At 61.6% G+C, this 19,848-nt stretch carries 19 protein-coding genes and 1 pseudogene; 11 read left to right on the top strand and 9 right to left on the bottom strand.

The genetic code is table 11. The annotated features are described in order from the left end of the window. Positions 1-251 precede the first annotated feature (251 nt). Entirely contained in the window at positions 252-1,688 is a 1,437-nt protein-coding gene (locus ACYG9Z_RS00555) for a DEAD/DEAH box helicase (RefSeq protein WP_031193338.1), read from the top strand. A 94-nt stretch (positions 1,689-1,782) separates the two neighbouring features. Here ACYG9Z_RS00555 and ACYG9Z_RS00550 read toward each other — a convergent pair whose 3' ends face one another. Both ACYG9Z_RS00550 and ACYG9Z_RS00545 read right to left on the bottom strand, forming a co-directional pair. Further along, complete coding sequence (locus tag ACYG9Z_RS00550) at positions 1,783-2,763, bottom strand: alpha/beta hydrolase (protein ID WP_023743036.1); 981 nt, start codon at positions 2,761-2,763, stop codon at positions 1,783-1,785. Positions 2,764-2,832: 69 nt separating this feature from the next. Next, positions 2,833-3,654 (bottom strand): SDR family oxidoreductase, encoded by an 822-nt coding sequence (locus ACYG9Z_RS00545; protein WP_023743035.1) that lies wholly within the window; start codon positions 3,652-3,654, stop codon positions 2,833-2,835. Between the two features lie 214 nt (positions 3,655-3,868). Between ACYG9Z_RS00545 and ACYG9Z_RS00540 the strand changes: the two genes are divergently transcribed. Together ACYG9Z_RS00540 and ACYG9Z_RS00535 are read left to right on the top strand one after the other, a co-directional pair. Continuing rightward, positions 3,869-4,903 carry a cysteine synthase A gene (locus tag ACYG9Z_RS00540; protein ID WP_023672785.1) on the top strand — a complete coding sequence of 345 codons (1,035 nt, stop codon included), beginning with the start codon at positions 3,869-3,871 and terminating at the stop codon, positions 4,901-4,903. Beyond that, positions 4,903-5,646, top strand: a complete 744-nt coding sequence (locus ACYG9Z_RS00535) for an alanyl-tRNA editing protein (protein WP_023752301.1) — start codon at positions 4,903-4,905, stop codon at positions 5,644-5,646. Before ACYG9Z_RS00540 ends, ACYG9Z_RS00535 begins: the two co-directional genes overlap by 1 nt. A gap of 53 nt (positions 5,647-5,699) precedes the next feature. Here the strand turns inward: ACYG9Z_RS00535 and ACYG9Z_RS00530 are convergent, their stop codons facing one another. Together ACYG9Z_RS00530 and ACYG9Z_RS00525 are read right to left on the bottom strand one after the other, a co-directional pair. Then, positions 5,700-6,557 (bottom strand): alpha/beta fold hydrolase, encoded by an 858-nt coding sequence (locus tag ACYG9Z_RS00530; protein ID WP_023682579.1) that lies wholly within the window; start codon positions 6,555-6,557, stop codon positions 5,700-5,702. A 51-nt stretch (positions 6,558-6,608) separates the two neighbouring features. Next, positions 6,609-7,535 (bottom strand): Lpg1974 family pore-forming outer membrane protein, encoded by a 927-nt coding sequence (locus ACYG9Z_RS00525; protein WP_156931562.1) that lies wholly within the window; start codon positions 7,533-7,535, stop codon positions 6,609-6,611. Positions 7,536-7,754: 219 nt separating this feature from the next. Between ACYG9Z_RS00525 and ACYG9Z_RS00520 the strand changes: the two genes are divergently transcribed. Beyond that, positions 7,755-8,957: a cytochrome P450 gene (locus ACYG9Z_RS00520; protein ID WP_023714170.1), complete on the top strand. Its 1,203-nt coding sequence runs from the start codon at positions 7,755-7,757 to the stop codon at positions 8,955-8,957. A gap of 9 nt (positions 8,958-8,966) precedes the next feature. Here the strand turns inward: ACYG9Z_RS00520 and ACYG9Z_RS00515 are convergent, their stop codons facing one another. The 3 genes from ACYG9Z_RS00515 to ACYG9Z_RS00505 are packed head-to-tail and all read right to left on the bottom strand — an operon-like array spanning position 8,967 to position 11,085. Further along, positions 8,967-9,755 carry a Stf0 family sulfotransferase gene (locus tag ACYG9Z_RS00515; RefSeq protein WP_023682577.1) on the bottom strand — a complete coding sequence of 263 codons (789 nt, stop codon included), beginning with the start codon at positions 9,753-9,755 and terminating at the stop codon, positions 8,967-8,969. A 32-nt stretch (positions 9,756-9,787) separates the two neighbouring features. Beyond that, positions 9,788-10,654 (bottom strand): alpha/beta hydrolase, encoded by an 867-nt coding sequence (locus ACYG9Z_RS00510; RefSeq protein WP_023682576.1) that lies wholly within the window; start codon positions 10,652-10,654, stop codon positions 9,788-9,790. Further along, positions 10,654-11,085 (bottom strand): hypothetical protein, encoded by a 432-nt coding sequence (locus ACYG9Z_RS00505; protein WP_023752300.1) that lies wholly within the window; start codon positions 11,083-11,085, stop codon positions 10,654-10,656. The genes ACYG9Z_RS00510 and ACYG9Z_RS00505 overlap by 1 nt, the downstream gene beginning before the upstream one ends. A gap of 206 nt (positions 11,086-11,291) precedes the next feature. On the opposite strand from ACYG9Z_RS00505, the gene sseA reads away from it, so the two are divergent. From sseA to ACYG9Z_RS00485, 4 genes and pseudogenes are all read left to right on the top strand, one after another. Beyond that, entirely contained in the window at positions 11,292-12,143 is an 852-nt protein-coding gene (sseA, locus tag ACYG9Z_RS00500) for a 3-mercaptopyruvate sulfurtransferase (protein WP_023682575.1), read from the top strand. A gap of 5 nt (positions 12,144-12,148) precedes the next feature. Then, entirely contained in the window at positions 12,149-12,712 is a 564-nt protein-coding gene (locus ACYG9Z_RS00495; RefSeq protein ID WP_023682574.1) for a GNAT family N-acetyltransferase, read from the top strand. A 19-nt stretch (positions 12,713-12,731) separates the two neighbouring features. Next, positions 12,732-12,836: pseudogene (locus ACYG9Z_RS00490) on the top strand (OmpA family protein); the annotation flags it as partial. A gap of 134 nt (positions 12,837-12,970) precedes the next feature. Next, entirely contained in the window at positions 12,971-13,438 is a 468-nt protein-coding gene (locus ACYG9Z_RS00485; RefSeq protein ID WP_023682573.1) for a DUF1203 domain-containing protein, read from the top strand. Positions 13,439-13,827: 389 nt separating this feature from the next. On the opposite strand, the gene ald is transcribed toward ACYG9Z_RS00485, so the two are convergent. Then, positions 13,828-14,943: an alanine dehydrogenase gene (gene ald, locus ACYG9Z_RS00480; protein ID WP_023752299.1), complete on the bottom strand. Its 1,116-nt coding sequence runs from the start codon at positions 14,941-14,943 to the stop codon at positions 13,828-13,830. Between the two features lie 155 nt (positions 14,944-15,098). Between ald and ACYG9Z_RS00475 the strand changes: the two genes are divergently transcribed. After that, positions 15,099-15,572 carry an Lrp/AsnC family transcriptional regulator gene (locus tag ACYG9Z_RS00475; RefSeq protein ID WP_023668897.1) on the top strand — a complete coding sequence of 158 codons (474 nt, stop codon included), beginning with the start codon at positions 15,099-15,101 and terminating at the stop codon, positions 15,570-15,572. Here ACYG9Z_RS00475 and ACYG9Z_RS00470 read toward each other — a convergent pair. Then, positions 15,569-16,234 (bottom strand): 5-formyltetrahydrofolate cyclo-ligase, encoded by a 666-nt coding sequence (locus tag ACYG9Z_RS00470; protein ID WP_023752298.1) that lies wholly within the window; start codon positions 16,232-16,234, stop codon positions 15,569-15,571. The genes ACYG9Z_RS00475 and ACYG9Z_RS00470 overlap by 4 nt on opposite strands. A 181-nt stretch (positions 16,235-16,415) precedes the next feature. Between ACYG9Z_RS00470 and ACYG9Z_RS00465 the strand changes: the two genes are divergently transcribed. Both ACYG9Z_RS00465 and ACYG9Z_RS00460 read left to right on the top strand, forming a co-directional pair. Next, positions 16,416-17,681: an NAD(P)/FAD-dependent oxidoreductase gene (locus ACYG9Z_RS00465; RefSeq protein ID WP_023752297.1), complete on the top strand. Its 1,266-nt coding sequence runs from the start codon at positions 16,416-16,418 to the stop codon at positions 17,679-17,681. Positions 17,682-17,822: 141 nt separating this feature from the next. After that, positions 17,823-19,802, top strand: a complete 1,980-nt coding sequence (locus ACYG9Z_RS00460) for a bifunctional 2',3'-cyclic-nucleotide 2'-phosphodiesterase/3'-nucleotidase (protein WP_023743029.1) — start codon at positions 17,823-17,825, stop codon at positions 19,800-19,802. Positions 19,803-19,848 lie beyond the last annotated feature (46 nt).

The raw sequence follows: 19,848 nt of genomic DNA, 5'->3' as shown, positions 1-19,848 counted from the left end.
AGATTCCGGCCTTCTCGACAAATGAGACTGGTTGCGTCTGTTTTCCCTCTTTCCGGTATATCGGCCCCTCTTTCCGATACATCACGAAGTGGCGAAAGAGCCCCGTGGCATGACGCCTGCGGGCACGACAGCGCAGCCGAGTGGACGTTTCCGTCCGCCCGCCTTGTCGTTTCATATCAAATTTTTCGACGGCAGGTTGCGCCCTGCCGCCATCGATGTTTGCGGCCAAGACCGCGTGAAAGAAGACTATTTTGACCAACGAAAACACCTCAGCCGGTAACGCAATCTCGACCGGCAACACTGCGGACCTCACCGGTTTCGCAGCTCTTGGGATCACGGGCGCGCTGCTCAAGGCGACGCATGGCGCCGGCTTCACCGAGCCGAAGCCGATCCAGACGCAGGCAATCCCGCCGCAGATGGAAGGCCGTGATATCTTCGGCATCGCCCAGACCGGCTCGGGCAAGACCGCTGCCTTCGCGCTGCCGATCCTGTCGAAGATCATCGCGCTCGGCACCAAGCGCCGAGCCAAGACCACTCGTGCGCTGATCCTGGCGCCGACGCGCGAACTCGCCGTCCAGATCGAGGACACCATCAAGATCCTCGCCAAGGGCGCGCATGTCTCGACCGCTCTCGTGCTTGGCGGCGTCTCGCGCTTCAGCCAGGTGAAGAAGGTTGCGCCCGGCGTCGACATCCTGATCGCCACGCCCGGCCGCCTGACCGACCTGGTGCGCGAGGGCGACCTCATTCTCTCCGACACCAAATGGCTGGTGCTCGACGAGGGTGACCGCATGCTCGACATGGGCTTCATCAACGACGTCAAGCGGATCGCCAAGGCGACCGCGCCCGACCGTCAGACGGTGCTGTTCTCGGCCACCATGCCCAATGAAATCGCCGAACTGGCGAAGGGCCTGTTGAAGAACCCGATCCGCGTCGAAGTCGCGCCGCAGAGCACCGCTGCTGCCGAAATCGTACAGGGCGTTGTCTTTGCCCGCACCAAGCAGAAGCGCCAGGTGCTGTCGACGATGCTCGCCGACGAAGCGATGAAGTCCGTCATCATCTTTTCGCGCACCAAACATGGCGCCGACCGGGTGACCAAGGACCTCGAACGCGACGGCTTCAAGGCCGCCGTCATCCACGGCAACAAGTCGCAGAACGCCCGCCAGAAGGCGCTCAACGATTTCCGCGAGGGCTCGGTGCGCATTCTCGTGGCGACCGACATCGCGGCGCGCGGCATCGACGTTCCCGGCATCAGCCATGTGGTGAATTTCGACCTGCCGGATGAGGCCGAAAGCTATGTCCACCGCATCGGCCGTACCGGCCGTAACGGCATGGACGGCATCGCCATCACGCTTTGCGATCCTTCCGAAAACAGCAAGCTGCGTCAGGTCGAGCGCATCATCCGCAGCAAGCTGCCGATCGTTGCCGACCATCTCGGCAGCCCGGATCCGGTGCGCAATCCGGCCGAAAAGAACGAGCGCTTCGAGCCCGCCAATGATCGCAACGACCGCAATGGCCGTCGCGACGGCAGGCGGCCCGGTGGCCAGAACAACGGCTTCGCCAAGAAGCGTTTTGGTGACAAGCCGGCCTTTGCGGGTGCAAGCGAGCGCAAGCCGGAAGGCGCCAAGGCCTTCAAGGGCAACAACAAGCGCCGCTTCGGCGGCAAGCGGCCCGCGGCGCGGGCTGCCTGATCAGACGAACCGGTCAGGCTCGTCGAGCCTGGCTTGATTGCTGACGATTGAATATGAGGACGGCCGGGGCAATGCTTCGGCCGTCCTTTTTCGTTTAGGGCTGCCCGGTAATTGCCTGAACCCACACGACGATCCGCTGCGCCAGGAATGCCGTGGTCGAGGGCGACAGCGCGTCGCCGGCAATGACGTGGTCGTCGGGATCGCCATTGTCGTCGACGGGCACCAGTTCATGCGGTGCGCCCCAGCGGCCGGCGATTTGGCGGGTGCGATCCTGGCGCACCACCTTGTCGGAATCCGAGAAGATGAACAGCGCCGGTATGGTTGCCTTCTCCACAGGCGCTCCGTAGGCAAGGTTGGTCAGCGCCGCCATCGGCAGCACGGCCGCCATTGGATATATGTGCGTCCAGAGTTTCTCGTGCAGCGCGTTGCGGGTCGGAAAGCTGCGTTCCTTGCCGCCGACGAACTCGGCGATCTGCCTGCCCCAGGGCAGGGTCAGCAGCTCGGCGCCTGAAGCCCTGACGCCGAAATTCGGCGAGATGAATGCGATTGCAGCGACGCCGTCCGATGCACCCGGCTCAATCGCCGCCCATGCCGCCAGCGAGCCGCCGGTCGAGGTGCCGATGACGATCACCTTGTCGCCGATGGCCCGGCCGATGGCGAGCGCCTCCTCATAGTCGTTGATCCAGGCATTGACGCTGCCTTGCGCCATAGCGGCGCCGTCCTGCCCATGACCGGTGAGGCGGGTGTAGAAAAGGTTGGCGTCGAGTTGGTCGGCGACCTCGTCGGCCAGCGGGCGAACCTCGCCCTTCGATGCCGAAAAGCCATGGATATAGACGATCGCCAATGGCGTCCTGGCGTGAACCATCGGATCGGCCCAGATGATTTCTTTCTCGAGCCCGTCGCGGACGTTGGGCACGGCAGCCTCTTCGCGCGCAATATACGCTTGCGGATCGTCGCCGATCACCTTGGGGTCGAATCTGATGGTTGTGTCGACGGGAACGCGCGGACCAAGCAGGAAGGCCAGGACAAGGATGATGACGACGCCCAGCACCGCAAGCACGATCCGCCGCCCCATCTCAGACTCTACGACAATTCTAAAGCTATGGCGGCCGGTGCAGTCAGGCAACAGCCGGGCTGTGGACAGCTATTCGTTCGGCGGCTTGCGGTCGAAATTCAGCGGCCGCCCTGTCCAGCGGGTCGCCGTGCTGATGAACCACCGGCAGACTGGCCTTGGCAGCAGTGCCAGCAGCTTCAGCCCCCAGCTCAGCCGGTGAGGGAAGGTAACCTCGAAGCCGCCATGCTCGATGCCGCGCAGCAGGCGGCGCGAGGCGCGGTTGACCGGCATCAGCCCCGGCATCGGCAGCATGTTCTTTTCCGTCAGCGGGGTGTCGATGAAGCCCGGATTCATCACTTGGATCCGGACATTCATCTTGTCGAAATCGTATTTCAGCGACTCGGCCAAGATGTTGATCGCCGCCTTCGAGCCGCCATAGGCCGCCGTGGTCGGCCAGCCGAAATAGGCGGTAACCGATCCGACAAGCACGATATGGCCGCGCGCACGGATGCGCATGCGCTCCATGAGCGGGACGAGGCCATTGATGATACCGAAATAGTTGACCTCGAAGGTCTGGCGAAAGTCGCGGACCCTGAGGTCTTCGCCGGGCGTGGCGATGTAGTTGCCGGCGTTGAAGACGGCGAGCACGATCGGCCCGAGCTCCTTTTCAATCGCCGCCACCGTGCTTGCCATGCGCGGCTCATCGATGACGTCGCAAGGGTAGGCCACGACACGTCCCGGCATCTGCGCCGTCTCGACGATGAGCGCGTCGAGTGGGTCGCCGTCGAGTGCGGTGACCGCGACGACAAAGCCCTTTGCCGCGAGGTCCTTGGCCAGCGCACGGCCGATGCCGCTGCTGCCGCCGGTTATCCAGGCGACGCCGTGCTTCGGGTTGGCCCGGTAAAGTGTCATTCTGCGCCCTGCCGATCTGTCATTAGTGCTCTAGCGGTGAAAAAATCGAATGAAAAGAGCGCTTTTCCGTACTGGTTGAAATGATCGTCATCGCGCGTTGTCCGGCCGCGGGAGATTGCAGTGCCCGAAATGCGACTGGACCAGGCGAATTCTTGCCTTGAAACGCACGCTTCGGGTTTCTAGGGTCTCGCCGCAGCTACATAAGGAATCCCGGATGCCCCGTTCTGTGATCGAAGCGATCGGCAACACGCCCCTGATCCGCCTCAACAAGGCCTCGGAGCAGACCGGCTGCGAGATCCTGGGCAAGGCCGAGTTCATGAACCCCGGCCAGTCGGTCAAGGATCGCGCCGGCCTGTTCATAATCCGCGACGCCGAACAACGCGGGCTGTTGAAGCCGGGCGGCGTCATCGTCGAGGGCACGGCAGGCAATACCGGCATCGGCCTGACGCTGGTCGCCAAGGCGCTGGGCTATCGCACAGTGATCGTCATTCCCGACACCCAGAGCCAGGAAAAGAAGGACACGATCAAGCTGCTTGGCGCCGAGCTGATCGAAGTGCCGGCGGTGCCTTACAAGAACCCCAACAATTACGTGAAACTGTCGGGGCGGTTGGCCGAGCAGATGGCGAGGTCGGAGCCGAACGGCGCGATCTGGGCCAACCAGTTCGACAACGTTGCCAATCGCGACGGCCATATCCGCACCACGGCGGAAGAAATCTGGACGCAGACCGGCGGCAAGGTCGACGGTTTCGTCTCGGCGGTGGGTTCGGGCGGAACGCTGGCCGGCGTCGCCTTCGGGCTGAAGGCCAGGAGCAGCAACGTCAAGATCGCGCTCGCCGATCCGCTGGGTGCGGCGCTCTATTCCTTCTACACCAGTGGCGAATTGAAGTCCGACGGCAGCTCGATCACCGAAGGGATAGGGCAGGGGCGCATCACGGCAAATCTCGATGGGTTCACGCCGGACTTCTCGTTCCAGGTGCCGGACGAGGAAGCGCTGCCGATCGTCTTCGACCTGATCCAGGAAGAAGGCCTGTGCGTCGGCGGTTCGACCGGCATCAACATTGCCGGCGCGATACGGCTGGCGCGCGAGCTTGGCCCCGGCCACACCATCGTGACCATCCTTGCCGACTATGGCACGCGCTACCAGTCGAAGCTGTTCAACCCGGAATTCCTGCGCGAGAAGAACCTGCCGGTGCCGGGCTGGATGGATGAGCGCAGCACAATTCCGGTGCCGTATGAGAAGGTCGCCTGATGGCGCACAGAACAGAAGCGCTGTTTCGCGACGACGCCTATCTCAGAGCGGCTGACGCCACCGTTGTCGCCATCAACGAGCGCGGCGGCATCATTCTCGACCGGACCATCTTCTATGCCACATCGGGCGGCCAGCCTGGCGATACCGGCACATTAGAGCGCGCCGACGGCAGCCGCATCGCCATTGCCGCCACCATCACCGGCGAGACCAAGGACGAGATCATCCATGTGCCAGCGCCGGAGCAACCGGCACCCGAGGTCGGCGAGCAGGTGAAACTCGCCATCGGCTGGGAGCGGCGGCATCTCCTGATGCGCATGCACGCAGCTTGCCATTTGCTCACCGTAGTCTGTCCGTTTCCGATTACCGGTGCTGCGGTTTCCGAAGATGACAGCCGCGTCGACTTCGACGCTCCCGATGCCCGCTTCACCAGGGAAGACGTCACCGCCGGGCTGATGGAGCTGGTGCGAGCCGATCATCCGATCTTCGTCAGGCTGATCACCGACGAGGAACTGGCAGCCAATCCTGGCCTGGTGAAATCCAAGAATGTCCGGCCGCCCGCCGGCACCGGCAAGATCCGCCTGGTCTGCATCGGCGACAACGCTCCGATCGACAGCCAGCCCTGCGGCGGCACCCATGTCAAAAGCACCGGCGAAGTCGGTGAAATCCATATCGGCAAGATCGAGAAGAAGGGCCGCGAAAACCGGCGTTTTCGCATTCGCTTCGGACCGCTGCCGGTGAATTAGGGTCAAATAGCACGTGGCCTCTATATTGCTCAGCCGGTCTGAGACACCTTGGCTTAACCAAGGTGTCGGAAACTGGACGGTGATCGCTCAACCCATGCTTCGATCTGGTCGGTGACAAACTTGGCTGCTTGATGGTGGATGAAGTGGCCAGCCCCGGGCAAAGCAATCACGGCGGTAACGTTGTCGACTTCTCGGAAGGTCCCGTCAAAAGCGCTTGACGGCACATAGGGATCGTCGGAGCCAAACAGCACAAGGGTCGGCGCCTTGACCAAAGGCAGCTGGCCCAGATCCGGCACCCTGCCAAGCGGTATGTTGGCCCTGTAGTAGCCCAGCATCGCTTCCGGATCGGATCGCCTGAGCGAATCTGTCAGGGCCTGCCTGTCCTGCGGATCGGCGACCCAGGTGGCGAGTTTGTCGATGTCCAGCATCTGGGTGGCGCCCGGGACCTGGAAGCCACGTACATATCCGATGATCTCGGCATTGGCCGGATCGGCGACCGCACGCAGATAGTTGCGGGGGTGCGGTGCCGACAGCAGGATGAGATGGCGCACGACCTGCGGCACGCGTATGGCCAGCCACCATGCGATGATGCCACCCCAGTCATGGCCGACAATAGCGGCCTGGGTCAGCTTTTCCGCTGCAAGAACAGCCAGCACGTCGTTGACCAGGTGGGTCAGCGCATAGTTGCCATGGCCTTGTGGTCCATCGCTTTGTCCGAAGCCCCTCAGGTCCGGCGCGATCACCCGATATCGGTCGCAGAGCGCTTGCATCTGCCGGCGCCAGCCCATTCCGTGATCCGGAATGCCATGCAGAAACACAATCGGCGGGCCTGAGCCCGCCGCTGTGTAGTGCAGTTTGACGTTGCCATTGACGGCAACCCTAGATTCAAACGCCACTTCCTGTTCCGTCAATTGCAATCCATTCGAAGCAGTAGTCCGAGCTGGGAGGCTCGAACCGCCGGCCTACATCTTGACTTCGAGGCGCAGGAACGGGCCGTTGAATGTCTGGGTGCTCTTGTCCGCCATCTCAAGCAGATTGTGCCACTGTTCGACCCGATAGCCTGCGGTGAACGTGGTATTTTCCCACGGTTTGAAAGTCACGCCACCGGAAAGGTCTATGCTGGTAACAACCTTGTTGGAATGCTGGCTTTCGCTGACGTTGATATCTGGATCAGGAGTAGGATCGCTTGGATCGCTCTCATGTTCGTGGAGGCTAAACTTGTCCGTCCGTCGGCCCCACATAGCCGAGCCCGAAACCGCACCGGTAAGACCCCACGTCTCACCCAGCGGATAGTAGACTTCGGCGCCGAGGCGCGGACCGATGCCGTAGAACTCGGATGAGCCAAGCTTGTCAGCGTTGCCGCCCTTGTCGGCCGGATCATTGGGAGTGGCGCTCACATTGAAATTCAGCTTCTCCTTGGAGTGCAGCAAGCGCAGACCGCCGAAGAATCGGATGTCGGCGCCCTGCGCCTCGACATGCTTGCCGATATCGAAGTCGAGCGTTTGGAAATTGTAGCTGTTGCCGAACGACAGGCCGATGACGCCGCCACTTTGCGGGACATTCAGACTAAAGTCGTTGTCCTGGCCGGCGTGAAAAGTACCAGCGAGCCTCCAGTCCACATCCGAAGAAATCGCTTTGGTGAGCGCCACTGATCCGTAGAGATCGCCGAAATCATTGCCACTGCCGAGCTTGTCGCTGGTATCGCCAAGCTTGTCGACGTTGGATTGATAGACCGCGCCTTCGAAGGCAATCTTGATGCGGGAATCGACCACTGCAGGATCGGTTACCTGTGCATCGGCGGCATGAGCCGCGACCACACCAACTGATGTCACCGAAGCGGCAGACGCTGCAACCGTAGCAAGAAGCTTACTTGAAACCTGATTTCGCATTTTTCCCCGCCTGGAATCGATCTGAATTGATATTAGCCCACTCGCACACTACCGCAGCGGCACCTTTCGTCATAGCTGCCATAATCATTTATCGGGCAGTGTTACGCGTTTGCCACAGAACCCCTTTTATCTCTGCGAATCGAATGTGATAGCGTAGGAGTTTCTGGTCGAGATGTCGGCGCTGGCCGCCTGGTGTCTACGGCTGCGCGGGGGGCATCGATGGACGACCGGATACAAATCGAAAGCGTTCTCAACAACCTCGTCTATGCGCTTTTTGCTCATGGCGGGCAGGCGGAAACGAGTGGTCGGCCCAGCGACTTCGGCAACATGGTTGTCTTTGACAATCCGGAAGCCGTCGACACAATCGTCAAGGCGCCGGAGCTCTTTCGGAAGAACTTCTCCCTGATCTCGGCGCTCGGTTTCAGCCGTTTCAACACGAACGATCAGGATTGGTCGGTCCGGCGTACCATCACCCAGGACGTCTATTTGGCGGCCGCCAAGCCGGCGCAGCAGCATCCCGTTGCGGAAATCTTCGCCACCTGTCTGTCCAGTAGCGACGCCACGCTACCAGCCATCCAGCAAGCGTTGTTCGCCGCGTCGATGACCATATTTTACAGGGCGTTCGGCCTTGTTCCCGATATGGCGGCGACGCTGTTGCTGCTCGACAGGGTCCGCGACGTTCTGAGGCGTCTCCAATATTATTCCTGGGTGACGCCGACGACCGCCGAACGTGGGAACGCTATCCAGGACGCTCGCGCGGTGGTCGCCGATTTCGCATCGCTGCTGATGGCGGATCCCCGCGCCGCTGCGGAGATGGACCGCTTTAGAAGCGAAGCCACAGATATCGAAGGCTTCTCGCCGGTGGAGGAGTTTGTCATGAACTTCTTCGCAGGCGTCGAGACATCGGTGACGACCGCACTTTGGGTGATCGATAGACTGGGGGCAAACCAGCAGGTGCAAGACCGTATCCATGCCGAGGTTCTCTCGGGCGATGCGCAGACGCCGTATACCGATTGCATGATCAACGAAACGATGCGCTTTTTCCCTCCGATTCCGTTCCTGACCCGGGAAGTCGGTGCCGATACGGTTCTCGAAGGTCGGCGTCTCTACGCCGGGCAATTGATCATGGTGTCGATCGTCGGCGTGCACCAGAACCCGGCTTTCTGGTCAAACCCGCGTGTCTTCGATGCCAGCCGGAAGGAGTTCCTCGACAACAGCTTTGATCGGAGGGCCTTCATTCCTTTCCTCACCGGACCGCGCATGTGCGGTGGCGCACGTCTCGGCCGGCTGGAAGTTCGGGAGGCAGTCCTTGCCATTGTGCGCCAGTTTGCTTTTAGCCGGGCCGACGATGTCATCCGGTTCGACTATGCGCTGGCACTGCGCCCGGCGCAGGGTGCCTCCGTCAGTGTTTCGCGTCGATGAAACGCAGGGTCAGGCATGGTCCTGCCAAAAGCGAGCGACATAGTCCCCAAATTGCCTTTTGATCATCGCCTTGAGTTCGGTATCATGCGCATAGCGCGCACCCGTCGATACGGCTTTTGATTTCAACTCGAAACCTGGGAACCAGTTGCTCATCGTGGCGGAAACGTTTTCCTGCTGGTTGGCGATGAAGTCCTCGTAGCAGACCTCAGCCACTCTGCTCTGATCAAGGGTGTTCAGGTAATTTTTCCACCTGATTTCGCTGTCGAAAATATGTTGGGCGGTATCCCTGGCAACCCTCTCGGTCAAAATTGTCACCTTGGGGATTCCAGGCAGCGTCTCCCGACTGTCGAACGGCTGGCCAGTATGGAGCATCGAAAGCAGGCTTATGGTTTGATCCACCTTGTTTCTTCTTGAGAGGAAGACATAGAACGAGTTGCCGTCGTCATTGCCGATTGAATTGCGTGCGAATGGCAGGTTTTCAAAAAAGATCTTGGCGGCGAACACACCGTTCTCAGTCCTTTTCGCCAGGAGCTGGCGACCATAGGCCATTGCCCGCTCGTTGAGTTTTTCAAGATCAATTGTGTTGTCGGCCGACCAGCGTATCATCAGCGGCAAGGCATACTGCCACTGAAAATACTCGGTTGGGATTCCCAAGCCGAACTGTTGCAAGGTTTGGCAATAGGAATGCCCGGCCGTTCGCGGAGTGGTGCAAATCAGGATCTTGGCGGGATTTTCGCTTGAGCTTTGGCGATCATAGGTCGCCGAGATGTATTCACTGTACAAATCGTCGAAATGCATATCCGGAACCAACCCACAATCACACGCCAGATTTAGGCCGCAGACAGGAACCCCAGGATGAGCAGAGCCTGGTCCAGCGTCATCAGCGATGGCGGATCGCCAGCATCGATGTTGTCGACAAGCCACAGATCAGGCCGTGCGAGCCGTGTGCGCTCGATGGCCTGCCGGTCGAGGAATTGGCTGTCGCGGCCGTACATCAACAGAACGCGGGCGTCGATCTTGGCAGCGATTGGGAAAAGATCGTATTGGCGGCCGGTCAGTGCGCCAAAATTTCCCGTCGTTGCGGGGTCATAGGCGAGCCGGAAGCCCTCGGGACCGGCTGCGATCCGGTTCTCCACATAGCGATTGAACACTGCGTCCTCGACCGGCCCCATGAGGGATCTGGTGGTGGCCAGATAGTCCTTGGCAGCCGCACGGCTCTCAAATTTAAGCGCACTTTCCTTCATGACGTCGTCTCTCATAGCGTCGACCTTAGGCCCGCCGAGCATTGGAACGTCGTTGAGAACGATTTTCGTGGCCTTGGAGCGAGTCATGTGCAGAAACAACAGCAAGATCGTGCCGCCCCACGAAGTGCCGATGAAGTGGTTCTCCGTGCCGGCGAACTCGCCAAGCGCGCGCAGGCACTTGGAATAGACGTTGATGTCGTAGCCGGAGCCCAGATAGGCGCTACGCCCGCGCCCCAACAGGTCTGGGCAGACAACCAGGAAACCATTGCGGCACAAGAATGTGGCGAGGTAGTTAAAATCGGCACCATTGCCGGTGAAGCCGTGAAGGCAGAAAACTGTGGCGTGAGGCGTGCCGGCTGGCCGCCAGATGCGCACGAACATCGCGGCATACCGGTCATCCAGCCGGATAAGTATTTCTTGCGTCAGTGCCTCGGCAGGCTTGGCCGAACTCATCAGATGTCGCGCTTGCGGACGGCACGCTTGACCGAGCCGCGGTTGTCAATGAAGTCGCGTTTCCAGAACACCGACTTGCCAAGGTTTATGAGCTTGGCGTTCTTGATAAGTGGCAGGATATGGGACGAAGACCGCGTCGCCAGCACCGTGACGGCGGTAGCGTCGCCGCCGGGAAAAGGATTGAGCGGACCGCCATTCTTCGCCCATGCCTCCGCTATCTCGCGACTGGTCTGGATCCATCCAACGTAGGCCACGATAACGTCGTCGATCGAGCCGATCATATGTGTCTGCTGATCCATTTGATAGCGTAGCGTCTTCACCATCAAGCCGAATTCGTAACCATCGAAAGGCGGATAGTGTGCAAGAAAATTGCAAACAAGCCCGAGCGAAGCCGGATTGCTCGGAGTTCGGGAAAACAAGAGATTGCTCATGTCGAGATTTTATTGACCCCGCCCATCCCAGATCATAACCATCACTCCGTACTCGCGACGAAACACGAAAACAATCAGAATCAACACACTGCTGCGGCTGACTACGTCGTGCGCTCGCTGCGCATTCAGATTGTCGGGCCAAACAGGATCCGGAACCGAATGGCCGCCAAAATATAGTAGTCGGCCAACAAGGCAGGAGAACAACGATGGCCGATGACAGCCCTTTCACAGTCGATGCGGACTGGTTGCAGAGCCGTCTTGGCGAGCCCGGCCTGACGATCGTCGATGCATCCTGGTATCTGCCGGCGCAGAACCGCGATGCGCGCGCCGAGTATGAGGCAGCGCATATTCCGGGTGCGCGCTTCTTCGACCAGGATGCGGCCTCGGACCCAGATGCCAAGCTGCCGCACACGCTGCCTTCGCCGCAGCATTACGCGCAATATGTCGGCGCCATGGGTATTTCGGCCGACGACACCATCGTCGTCTATGACGGTCCGGGCTTCTTCTCGGCGCCGCGCGCCTGGTGGATGTTCCGTGTCATGGGCGTGTTCCAGGTCTACGTGCTGGATGGCGGCTTCGACCGCTGGAAGGCGGCCGGCCGGCCGGTGACGGCGGAGCCGACCAAGATCGCGCCAAACGTGTTCCACGCAGATTTCGACGCCGCCCGCGTCGCCAGCCTAGCCGACATGCGTCGCATCGTCCAAACGAAAGAAAGCCAGATTGCCGACGCCCGTGGCGCCGGCCGTTTCACCGGCACCGAGCCTGAGCCTCGCGCCGGCGTTCGCTCCGGCCACATGCCCGGCGCGCACAATTTGCCTTATTCGGCGCTGTCACAGAATGGCGCGCTGTTGTCGAAGGACCAGTTGCGCAAGGCCGTTGAGGGTGCCGGTATCGATCTGTCGAAACCGGTCGTCACCTCTTGCGGTTCCGGCATAACGGCGGCAGTCGTCACTCTGGCGCTGGAGACGCTCGGTCACACCGACAACCGGCTCTATGACGGCTCATGGACGGAATGGGGCGGGCTGGCAGACACGCCTGTGGTGACGGGCAAGGAATGATGGCGATGGAAAATGGCGCGCTGGACGACATCGAGGTTACGGTCACGTTTCTGGAAATGCATGTGCCGCCGGCCTATTCGCCGCCGTTGCCCTACAACAGGCAGATCGCGCTGCTCAGGACCAAGGACATTCCGCTGCATTTCTACCGCTATCTGATGGATCGGGTCGGACGCAAATGGCACTGGGTCAATGTGCTGAGGCTGGACGATGACGAGCTTGCCGCCGGCATCCACCGCGAGGACCGCGACATCAGGGTGCTTTATCTCGACGGCGCGCCGGCCGGGTTCTTCGACCTCAAGCCGCATTTGCCAGAGGAAGTCGAACTCGCTTATTTCGGCATGATGGAACATGCGACCGGGCAAGGCATCGGCCGTTGGTTCCTCGGTGCGGCGATCGCCGCAGCATGGTCGTATGGGCCGAAACGGGTAACGGTGCAGACCTGCACGCTCGACCATCCGGCTGCCTTGCCGCTCTACCAGAAGCTCGGTTTTGCGCCGGTGGCGCAAAAGAAGGAGACCGTGCATCCGCTGTCGTTCGCCGAGCGCTCGGCCAGCGTCATGCGGCCGTGACTTTCTCCGACTGAAGGCCGAACCGACCGTTCACGGCGAGGAATTCCTGCTCGTGCGGACCCAGGACGAGAACTGGCGCAGCCGCCGGGTGACGCTGCGCCGCTTCGACGATTTCATCCGATGAGCCGGCGCGGGACCTGCCCAATGCCGAAGCAGTCCGGCCTGAGACTGGCCGGGCTGCTGACAGTTGACAGGAATCGGGTGGGAAGCACCTCGGCGGGGGCATAATTTCCGGTCAACCACACCGGAGATTTAGCCATGACCGTCCAGTTCAAAGCCTTGCCGACAGAAGATGTGAGAGCGCTGCAGCGCGGCGGGCCGGACGCTTACGGGCAAACGCCGGAGCGGAAGGTTTCAGATGGCGACGGGGTGCCGTGCCGGCATTGCCTGAGAAACGTCGCCGAAGGCGATGGCTATCTGATCGTGGCCTATCGGCCGTTTCCGGCGTTGCAGCCTTACGCCGAGACAGGCCCGATCTTCCTGCATGCGCAGGAATGCGAACGCGCAGCCGAGACGGAAGCGCTTCCAGAGATGCTTGAGAGCAGCGATTATATCGTGCGCGGCTATGGTGCGGATGACCGCATCGTCTATGGCAGCGGCGGCGTCATTCCGACTGGCGGCATTGCGGCGCGGGCAGAGACGCTGTTTGAGCGCGCTAACATCGCCTATGTCCACGTCCGCTCGGCGCGCAACAATTGTTATCAGTGCCGCATCGAGCGTTTCTGACAAAAAGATGCCCGCCGGTGGTCTGGCGGGCAGTTGGGAACCGTGTGACGGCTCGATCCGTCAAGTTGGCACCCCTGTCTGTGCAGGTTTTTCGGATGGCTGATGTGAAACGCTTCACACAGCGCCCGCGACTATCGCCGGCACACGGTGGCGCGCCGACTGGCGGCGAACTGTCGTACTGCCGTCGCATTCATACGTTAAAAGGTGAGTGTCGATGGATTGCCGACCGCGGATGAACCGGCGGGGATCTCGATATCGAGGAAGCGGGGCTTTGGCTCCGCTTTTTTGTTGCCGGCGTTTTGCCCGCAAGAAAAAACCCACCGGGATGAGCCGGCGGGCTGACGGGAGCAAGTCTTCCCAATTTAGGTGAGATCAGGATTTAGGTCTGGTCAGGCAGCCAGAACCACTTTCGGTTCGACCAGCTCGTAGCCGAGTGCTTCGGCGACGGCGCGATTGGTGATCTTGCCCCTGTGGACATTGAGACCGTTGCGCAAATGGTGGTCGTCGACCAGTGCCTTCAGGCCCTTGTCGGCCAGCTGCAGGCCATAATGCAGCGTCGCGTTGTTGAGCGCGTGCGCCGAGGTCACCGGCACGGCGCCCGGCATGTTGGCGACGCAGTAGTGGATCACGCCGTCGACCTCATAGGTCGGCTCGGCATGGGTAGTGGCGTGCGAGGTCTCGAAACAGCCGCCCTGGTCGATAGCGACGTCGACCAGCACCGAGCCTTTCTTCATGCCCGACAGCATTTCGCGGGTCACCAGCTTGGGTGCAGCAGCACCCGGGATGAGCACGGCGCCGACGACGATGTCGGCCGAGAAGCATTCTTCCTCAAGCGCCTCGACTGTGGAGTAGCGGGTGTGGACGCGGCCTGTAAAGAGGTCGTCCAGCTGGCGCAGGCGCGGGATCGAGCGGTCGATGATGGTGACGTCGGCGCCGAGGCCGACCCCCATGCGGGCGGCATGCAGGCCGACGACGCCGCCGCCGAGCACGGCGACCTTGCCGGGCAGTACGCCGGGCACGCCGCCGAGCAGCACGCCGCGGCCACCATTGGCCTTCTGCAGCGCGGTCGCGCCGGCCTGGATCGACAGGCGGCCGGCAACTTCCGACATCGGCGCCAAGAGCGGCAGGCCGCCGCGGTCGTCGGTTACGGTCTCATAGGCGATTGCGGTGACGCCGGACGCGAGCAGGCCCTTGGTCTGCTCCGGATCGGGGGCCAGGTGCAGATAGGTGTAGAGGATCTGACCGTCGCGCAGCTGCGCCCATTCGTTGGGCTGCGGCTCCTTGACCTTGACGATCATGTCCGACTTGGCGAACACGTCGGCGGCGGTCCTGGCGATGGTGGCGCCGGCGGCGCGGTAGGCATTGTCATCGGCGCCGATGCCGGCGCCGGCGCCGCTTTCGACCAGCACTTCATGGCCATGCGCGACATATTCGCGGACGGAGCCCGGCGTCAGGCCGACTCGGTATTCGTGGTTCTTGATTTCCTTGGGGCAGCCGACGCGCATAGTCTTCTCCTGATCCGGCCCTTCGGGCTCGTTCCCTGTATCAAGCGAGTGAACCACGAATCGTTGCGCAGGTGTTTGCGAATGCGCTTGCGCGGGGTCACGCGTTTCGATAATCGTTGCGCGAAATCAAGGAAGTTTCGCAGGAATCACGAGCAATGCCGCTCGACAGGATCGATATCGCCATTCTCGAGGCACTGCAGAAGGATGGCCGCATACCCAATGCGGCGCTCGCCGAAAGGGTCGGCCTGTCGCAGTCGGCCTGTTCGCGCCGGCTCGACAATCTGGAGAAATCCGGCACCATCCGCGGCTATCACGCCCGGCTTTCGAATGCAGCGCTCGGCCACCAGATGACGGCGATCGTGCACATATCGCTGTCGGGACAATTCGAAAAGACGCTGTCGGATTTCGAGGCGGCGATCAAGCGCTGCCCCAATGTGCTGTCCTGCCACCTGATGTCGGGCGAATACGACTATATCCTGCGCATCGCCGCCAAGGATCTGGTCGACTATGAGCGCATCCACAAGGAGTGGCTGTCGGCGATGCCGCACGTGACCAAGATCAATTCGTCGTTTGCCCTGCGCGAGATCGTCGATCGCACGGCGATGGGCATGAAGCCGGAACTGGCCTAGCCCTGAGCAGCCTCGGTCACCAGCCTATCCATCGGAATATCGTGCGGCTGCGGGTAGATGGTGGCTATGCGCTGCAGTTCGTAGCCGACGCCGATGACCAATGGCTTGAACGGCATGGCAGCCAGCGTGCGGTCGAAGAAGCCGCCGCCATAGCCCAGGCGGTAGTTTCGCGGGTCGATGCCGACGATCGGCGAGATGACGATGTCGGGCAGCACCGGGTCGCCTTCGGCGGGGATAGGGATGTTCCAGACGCCTTTTTCCAGCCGGTCGCCAGGCACATAAGCGCGGAAGATCAGCGGCTGGCCTTTCTCGATCACGATGGGCAGTGCCGTGCGGCCGCCGCGCTGGTTGATCGACGCCATCCACGACCGCAGGTCCGGCTCGCCGCGAAACGGCCAGTAGAGGCTGACCATGCGGCCGGCAATGTCGCCGATTGCCGCGTCGAGGCCTTCGGTGATAGCCCGCGACATCGCCACCCGCGCATCGGCCGAAACCGCCAACCGTGCCGCGATCAGACGCTCGCGCTCGGCCTTGCGCCAACGGCGCACATCGGTCCAGTCGGTCAATGGCGCGCGAAATTCCGGATCGAGTTCGTGCATGAAGCAAGGCGGCGAAGAATATTGCGCCCACCCTTTGCCATCTTTGTCATCGTCGTTGGCCATGCTTCACTCCCGTGGTTCCAGCCCCTGCAAGGCTATACCCGTCCAGGCTTGCCGACATAGGCATTCGCGACATCCGGCGACGAGTCCTGGGCAGCCTTACGCGCGGCAGTCTAGCGCGCCGCGACATTGTTGCGGTGCACAAAAATCACTAGATAAAGGGAGACAAACAGGGGTGAATGCGATGAGTGAAACCAGCCATCATGTCGTTGTCGTCGGCGCAGGGTTCGGCGGTCTCGAACTCACCCGGGCGCTGGCCGGCGCACCCGTGCGCATCACCATGATCGACAAGCGCAACCATCACCTTTTCCAGCCGCTGCTCTACCAGGTGGCGACCACCTCGCTGGCGACCTCGGAAGTTGCCTGGCCGATCCGTCATCTGCTGCGCAAGCGCAAGGACGTGACGACCCTGCTCGGCAACGTCACCGGCGTCGACCGTCCAGGCAAATGCGTGCTGCTTGAGGACGGCAGTTCTGTTCCCTACGACACGCTGGTGCTCGCCACCGGCGCGCGTCATGCTTATTTCGGCCACGACGAATGGGAGCCTTTCGCGCCCGGGCTGAAGACGCTTGAAGATGCAACCACCATTCGCCGGCGCATCCTGCTCGCCTTCGAGCAGGCCGAGCGCGAGACCGATCCGGCCAAGCGCCAGGCACTGCTGACACTGGTCATCGTCGGCGGCGGCCCGACCGGCGTGGAGCTTGCCGGCACCATTGTCGAACTCGCGCATGAAACGCTGCGCGGCGAATTCCGCAACATCGACACGCGTGAGGCGCGTGTGGTGCTGGTCGAGGCCGGAGACAGGATCCTAGCCAATTTCGCGCCAAAGCTGTCCGACTATGCGCGCAAGGCGCTGGAGCGGCGGGGCGTCACGGTCGAGCTTGGCCGCGCCGTCACGCGCCTCGATGCCGAAGGCGTCGTCTTTGGCGATACGCATCTGCCGGCGCGAACCATCCTGTGGGCCGCCGGCGTGGCGGCTTCACCCGCGGGAGAGTGGCTGGGCGCGCCGGTGGACCGGGCGGGCAGGGCAATGGTCGAGCCCGATCTGACCGTGCCGAACAGTCCTGAAATCTTCGTCATCGGAGACACCGCGCATGTCTTGCGGCCGGACGGCAAACCGGTGCCCGGCGTGGCGCCCTCGGCCAAGCAGGAGGGCAAGCATGTTGCCGCGACGATCAGGGCGCGGCTGGCCGGCGATAGCGCGCCGCGCCCTTTCCGCTACAAACATGCCGGCGACCTGGCGACGATCGGCAAGTGGGCAGCCGCGATCGATTTCGGCTCGATCAAGCTCACGGGATGGCTTGCCTGGTGGCTGTGGGGCGTGGCGCATATCTACTTCCTGATCGGTTTTCGCAACCGGCTCTCGGTGTCGCTTAGCTGGCTATGGATCTATTTCACCGGCCAGCGCAGCGCGCGGCTGATCACCCAGGGCGATGATAACAAGGGCTGAGGTTCTCAACCGCGGCCAAGGATATTCATCCAACCGTCACCTTTAGCTGATCGACTGACTTCCCGATGGACATGGCCGGTTTTCGGCGCGAAGCTTCCGCTCGGGGCTGGGATCTTGTCACGTCGCTGGGAAGGAAAACCAATGCCGCATCTCAATTACCCCGTCTCCCGCCGTAGTTTTCTTGCCGGTACGGCCGCCAGCGGGGCGCTGATCATGCTCCATCCGTTTTCCGCCCGCGCGCAGGCCAATCAGGCGCATCTGAGGATCATGGAGACCACCGACATCCATGTGAATGTGCTGCCTTACGACTACTACGCAGACAAAGCCAACGACACGATGGGCCTGTCGCGGACGGCCTCACTGATCGCGGCGGTGCGCAAGGAAGCCACCAATGCGATGCTGATCGACAATGGCGATCTTTTGCAGGGCAATCCGATGGGCGATTACATCGCCTATGAGAAGGGCCTCAAGGAAGGCGATCTGCATCCGATCATGAAGGGCATGAACCTGCTGGGCTATGAATGCTCGACGCTCGGCAATCACGAGTTCAATTACGGCCTGTCGTTCCTCGACAAGGTGCTGGGCGGAGCCAATTTCCCCTTCGTCTGCGCCAATCTGATCCGCGGCACCGAGCTTGCCGCCAACCCGCGCGACGACAAGCTCTACCTCAAGCCCTATGTCATCCTCGACAAGAAGATCAAGGACGGGTCGGGCGTCGAGCAGCCGATCAAGATCGGCATCATCGGCTTCGTGCCGCCGCAGATCATGGTCTGGGACCTGAAGAACCTGGAAGGCAATGTCAGGACGCGCGACATCGTCGAGGCGGCCAGGGCATGGGTGCCGCAGATCAAGGAGGAGGGCGCCGACATCGTCATCGCGCTCTCGCATTCCGGCATCGATATCAAGCAGGGCGACGGCATGGAGAACGCCTCCTTCTTCGTCGCCGGCGTCGAAGGCATCGATGCGGTGTTCACCGGCCATCAGCATTTGGTCTTCCCCGGCAAGAAGGATTTTCAGGCGCTCGAAGGCGTCGACACCGAGAAAGGCACGCTGCAGGGCAAGCCCGCCGTGATGGGCGGTTTCTGGGGCTCGCATATGGGACTGATCGATCTGCTTCTGGAACGGGACGGATCGAAATGGCGCGTAGCCTCGGCCACATCTGAGGCAAGGCCGATCTACGAGCGCGTCGACAAGGCAAACAAGCCGACGGTGGCGGACGACCAGCGCGTCGTCGATGCGCTCAAGGCGGACCATGAGGCGACACTTGCCTATGTCCGCCGACCGGTCGGCAAGACCTCGGCGCCGCTCTATTCCTATTTCGCGCTGGTCGCCGACGATCCGTCGGTGCAGATCGTCAACCAGGCGCAGAGCTGGTACCTCAAGGACATATTAAAAAGCACGCAGTGGAAGGATGTGCCGCTGCTGTCGGCGGCAGCACCCTTCAAGGCCGGCGGGCGCAACGGCGCCGACTACTATACCGACGTGCCGGTGGGCGACATCGCCATCAAGAACGTCGCCGACCTCTATCTCTATCCGAACACGGTGCGCGCCGTCGAAATCACCGGCGCGCAAGTGAAGGAATGGCTGGAAATGTCGGCCGGCATTTTCAGGAAGATCGAGCCGGGCAAGGCCGACCAGGCGCTCATCGACACCGAATTCCCGTCCTACAATTTCGATGTGATCGATGGCGTCAGCTACGGAATAGACCTGTCGCAGCCGCCAAAATACGATGCCAAGGGTGGCGTCGCCAATGCCGGCTCGAACCGCATCGTCGGCCTCAGCTTCGACGGCAAGCCTATTGATCCGGCAGCGAAATTCGTCGTCGCCACCAACAATTACCGCGCCGGCGGTGGCGGCAATTTCCCCGACATCAATGCCTCGAAGATCATCTACGAGGCGCCGGACACCAACCGCGACGTGATCGTGCGCTACGTCGTCAGCGAAGGCACGATCAACCCCTCGGCCGACGACAATTGGTCGTTCACGCCGCTGCCCGGCACCAGCGTCGTGTTCGAGACCGGCCCCAAAGCGAAGGATTTCATATCTGGGGTGAAATCGCTCAAGATCGAGCCGGCCGGCGAGGGCGAATCCGGGTTTGCGAAGTATCGCATCCTGCTTTGAGGCAACGTGCAGCTAACAGGGAAAACGAGCGGGCATACGCCCGCTC

The sequence above is a fragment of the Mesorhizobium sp. RSR380A genome (assembly GCF_054719385.1).
Note: the sequence above shows the minus strand (reverse complement) of the source record. Positions and strands in the feature narration are given on the sequence as shown.